6 protein-coding genes are annotated in these 3,974 nt (G+C 65.2%); all 6 read left to right on the top strand.

What is annotated here, in order from left to right:
* Positions 1–219 precede the first annotated feature (219 nt).
* Entirely contained in the window at positions 220–630 is a 411-nt protein-coding gene (tnpA, locus tag E8D38_RS27215) for an IS66-like element accessory protein TnpA (protein ID WP_246099731.1), read from the top strand.
* Complete coding sequence (tnpB, locus tag E8D38_RS27210) at positions 606–956, top strand: IS66 family insertion sequence element accessory protein TnpB (RefSeq protein WP_140637411.1); 351 nt, start codon at positions 606–608, stop codon at positions 954–956. The genes tnpA and tnpB overlap by 25 nt, the downstream gene beginning before the upstream one ends.
* A gap of 77 nt (positions 957–1,033) precedes the next feature.
* Positions 1,034–2,653, top strand: a complete 1,620-nt coding sequence (gene tnpC / locus E8D38_RS27205) for an IS66 family transposase (protein WP_140637410.1) — start codon at positions 1,034–1,036, stop codon at positions 2,651–2,653.
* Complete coding sequence (locus tag E8D38_RS27200) at positions 2,650–2,967, top strand: calcium-binding protein (protein WP_140637409.1); 318 nt, start codon at positions 2,650–2,652, stop codon at positions 2,965–2,967. Before tnpC ends, E8D38_RS27200 begins: the two co-directional genes overlap by 4 nt.
* Positions 2,968–3,048: 81 nt before the next feature.
* The gene (locus E8D38_RS27195) at positions 3,049–3,612 is read left to right on the top strand and encodes a hypothetical protein (protein ID WP_140637408.1); all 564 of its coding nucleotides are present in this window, start codon (positions 3,049–3,051) and stop codon (positions 3,610–3,612) included.
* Positions 3,613–3,704: 92 nt separating this feature from the next.
* The coding region (locus E8D38_RS28685) for a hypothetical protein (protein WP_219851882.1) at positions 3,705–3,974 on the top strand (270 nt) is incomplete at its 3' end.

Raw genomic sequence — 3,974 nt, 5'->3', positions numbered from 1 at the left:
GCCACAGGTGCGGGGGCTGCACGAGGAGGCGTCATGACGCCCAACCCCTCCATCGAGCGGACCCACAACGGCGAGGCGCAGTCGCGGGCTTCGGCCACACCGAGCGCGCCGTTGCGGTCCGCTGTAAGCGCTCTTTAACCCTCGTCCTTGTCTGCGGTGCCCTGTGCTGACAGGCTACGTTCCCACGTAGGTGAACGTGGGAACGTGATGTCAGAGGGAATGGAAGACCTGGCGAGCCGGCTGGTGGTCGGACGCAAGCGCGACGGTCGCGCGGTATACGACGAGCAAGTCAAGGCCGAGCTGGTCGCGCTGTGCGCAGCGCCCGGTGCGTCGGTGTCGCGCCTGGCGCGCGGATGCGGCGTCAACGCCAACCAGTTGAGCCGCTGGGTGCGCGAGAGCAACGAGCGCAGACCACGAGCGCTGGCTACGCCCACGCAACCTGCGCAAGCGGCGTTCATGCCGGTGACGATGGAGGTTGCGACGCCGGCCGCGCCAGAGCCGACGATCTGCGTGCAGGCGCGCCTGCCCAACGGCGTGGTCCTTGAGCTGGGCGGCTGCGACATGACCCGAGCTGGCGAGGTTATCGAAGCGCTGGGGAGGCTGCGGTGTTCCGCCTCGACGAAAGGCTGAAGGTCTACCTGCACCGCGAACCGGTGGACTTCCGGCTGAACATCAACGGCCTGGCTGCGCTGGTGCAGCAGGCACTGGGTCTGGATCCGTTCGCCACGTGCGTGTACGTATTCAGCAACCGCCGGCGCAATCGCGTGAAGATCCTGGGCTGGGACCGCAACGGATTCTGGCTTCTGTTCAAGCGCCTGGAGGAAGACCGCTTCGTCTGGCCGAGCGAGGCGGTGGTGCCGACGTTGACGGTGGAGCAACTGCACTGGTTGCTCGAGGGCATCGACATCGGCGTGGTGCAGCGGCATCCGAAGCGGCTGTACGAGCGCGTGGCCTGACAGCGCGACAAAGCTCTTACCCGGCGATGCGAAGATCGCGGGGTCGCCAGGCGCGAACCCCACGAGAATGCGCGGCGATGGTTCACATGCCCACGCCCGAAGAGTTCGCCGCCTTGCAGCAGGCACTGGCAGAAGCCGTGCAAAGCAAGAACGCGCTCGCCGCGGAACTGCGTGTGACCACCGGCGAGCTGCGCGTCACGCGCACCGAGCGCGACCTGCTGCAAGAGCAGCTGAACCGCTTCAAGCGGCAGCTGTTCGCGGCCAAGAGTGAGGCCAGCGCCACGCACCAGAAGGACATGTTCTTCAACGAGGCCGAGAGCCTGGGCGTGCAGGCGCAGCCGGCCGCTGAAGAAACCGACGACGACAAGATCGACGTGCCCGGCCACAAGCGCGCCAAGCGCGGGCGCAAGCCGCTGGACCCGGCGCTGCCGCGCGAGGTCGTGCGCCATGAGTTGCCCGAAGGCGAGCGGGTGTGCCCGCACGACGGCGCAGCCTTGAGCGAGATCGGCGTGGAGGTCAGCGAGCAGCTGGACATCGTGCCGCAGCAAGTGCGGGTGATCCGCCACGAGCGCGTGAAGTACGCCTGCCCCTGCTGCGACGGCGGCATGCGACTGGCGGCCAAGCCGCCGCAGGTGATCCCCAAGGGGCTGCTCACCGAGAGCGCGCTGGCCTGGGTGGCGACGTCCAAGTACCTCGACGGGCTGCCGCTGTACCGCCAGGCGGCGTTGCTGGGCCGCTTCGGCGGCACGGACATCTCGCGCAGCACGCTGGCTGCCAGCATCGTGCGCGTGGGCGAGGCCGCGCAGCCGGTGGTGAACCTGCTGCGCGACGACCTCCTCGACTCACCGTTGATCTTCGGCGACGAGACCGAACTGCAGGTGCTCAAGGAGCCGGGGCGCAAGGCGCAGGCCAAGAGCTACATCTGGGCGCAGATGACCGATGGCTCAGGCAAGGACGGACGGGGGCCACCGATCCGGCTGTTCGCCTACGCGCCCAGCCGCTCGACGGAGACGGCGATGAGGATCTACGCCGGCATTGGCCGGGGCGCGGTGCTCATGACCGACGGCTATGAGCCCTACGATGCCGTCGCCGAGAAACACCAGCTTGTGCACCTGGCGTGCTGGACCCATTGCCGGCGGTACTTCCTCGATGCTCTGCAGGCGTTGCCCAAGGACAAGCGAGGGCCCGAGCAACTGCCGGCGCGGTTCATCGCGCTGATCGGCCAGCTCTACAAGGTGGAGGCCCAGGCCAAGCGTGACGAGGTCACCGTGCAGGAGCTTGAGCGCCGTCGCCAGGAGCACAGCATGCCGGTGTTGAAGGACATCGAAGCACTGCTGCTGGCCAACCTGCATGTGGTGCTGCCCAAGAGCCTGCTGGGCGAGGCGCTGCACTACCTGGCCTCGCAGTGGACGAAGCTCAAGCGCTACGTCGAGGACGGGCGCTACAGCATCGACAACAACGCCCAGGAGAACGCGATCCGTCCGTTCTGCGTCGGGCGGCGCAACTGGCTGTTCGCCGACACCGTGGCCGGCGCCCACGCCAGTGCGAACCTGTACTCGCTGCTGCAGACCTGCGCGATCAACGGTATCGACGGCTACCGCTACCTGCGCGCGCTGTTCACCGCATTGCCCGCGGCCAAGACGGCCGACGACTACGCGGCGCTGCTGCCCTGGCGCGTCAAGCTCGGGGCCCCATGAAGCTGTCCCGCGCCAAGCTTCGGAAACTGATCGAGGAGGCGACCGTCGACGCGTACAACGACTCCGAGCAGCGTGTCAGCTTCTTGACCATGATCCAGGAAAACGTCGAGCTGCCGTTCAAGACTCATGTGCTCGGTGTCGAGGTGCTCGTCGAACGCGTCGACATGACCGTGAGTGAGGAAATCGTCGCGGTGTGCCGCAGCGGGCGGACGCGACAGCGAATTGCGCTTCTCGACCTACCACTTCCGAGTCCATTGCCCCGTGGGGTCGAGTGGATCGAGGCCTACCGTCACTGGGACCGCAGCGTCAACTAGACCGCCTTGCCATGCGGCGCAAGGACGGGGTTCATTGATCGCGTACGGTCCGCTCATGTCGAACGTTAGACCCCTCCGCAGATGTACCGCCTCTCGTTCGATCCGCGGCTGACTGACCAGTGGTTCATTGACACGCCGGTGGATCAGTCGAGGGATGAGTGGGCGTTTTGGCGACTGCTTAGTGGGTCGCCGCTAGAGGCGACCGATCATCTACCGTGGCGAAGCAAGGTTAAGCAGGCAGGCCAGCGGCTCAGCTTTTCGTTCGCCGGGTTCGATGTGCCGGTTGTGACCGAGGAAGTCGCCAGTGCGCTTGGGTCGATCCTCGGAGACCAATCTCAGTTTCCGCAACTTCATATCGTAGGAGAGAATTCGCCCTATCGAATCTTGGTCGCAACGCGCACTGTGCGGTGTGTCGATGAGCCGAACTCTCAGTTCACCAAATGGAGCCTGGCGGATGGTCGGCCGGACAAGTGTGGCGAATACCGCATGGTTACCCGCCTTCGCCTCGATCCTGCGCTCGTCCCGGCTGATGCAAAGATCTTTCGTGTGTGGGGCTGGAAGCAGGCGCTGGTTGTCACCGAGACCGTGGCTGGTGTGCTACGGTCATACGTGCACGCTGGTCTCGTCTATGAACCAGTGGTCTAACCCCTCCATCGAGCGGACATGCCACGGCAGGCTTCGCCTGCCGCGTCATGCCGCTCATGTCGAACGTTAGAGCACAACCCCTTTGTACGCACATGCTCGCGCCCGCTTCTCGCAATAAGGTTTCGCGCTGGCTAGCCGGTGCGAGTGTGGTCGCCTTCCTAGTGAGTCTTGCGCTGCCGGCCTATCAAACCAACCGCTATGGTCACCTCCATAACCACTCGGGGTTGGAGGCATTCATTCTTGGTCCCATCGGGCTTTTTGCGGGCCATATTTCGTGGGCAGCAAACGCCGTCCTAGTGTTGTCGTTGGCAAAACGAACCAGTCCGCACTACGGGCTCTCGTTTGTTCTGGCGCTCCTTGCA

This window comes from Methylibium rhizosphaerae (assembly GCF_006386545.1).
Taxonomy (GTDB): domain Bacteria; phylum Pseudomonadota; class Gammaproteobacteria; order Burkholderiales; family Burkholderiaceae_C; genus Pseudorivibacter; species Pseudorivibacter rhizosphaerae.
The sequence above is the reverse complement of the archived record's forward strand: the minus strand, read 5'-3'. Positions and strand labels throughout refer to the sequence as shown.

What these genes read in the sequence shown, in the direction of transcription:
- tnpA (WP_246099731.1), top strand. Translation starts at nt 220, where the DNA reads ATGGAAGACCTGGCGAGCCGGCTGGTGGTCGGACGCAAGCGCGACGGT.
- E8D38_RS27200 (WP_140637409.1), top strand. Translation starts at nt 2,650, where the DNA reads ATGAAGCTGTCCCGCGCCAAGCTTCGGAAACTGATCGAGGAGGCGACC.
- tnpC (WP_140637410.1), top strand. Translation starts at nt 1,034, where the DNA reads ATGGTTCACATGCCCACGCCCGAAGAGTTCGCCGCCTTGCAGCAGGCA.
- E8D38_RS27195 (WP_140637408.1), top strand. Translation starts at nt 3,049, where the DNA reads ATGTACCGCCTCTCGTTCGATCCGCGGCTGACTGACCAGTGGTTCATT.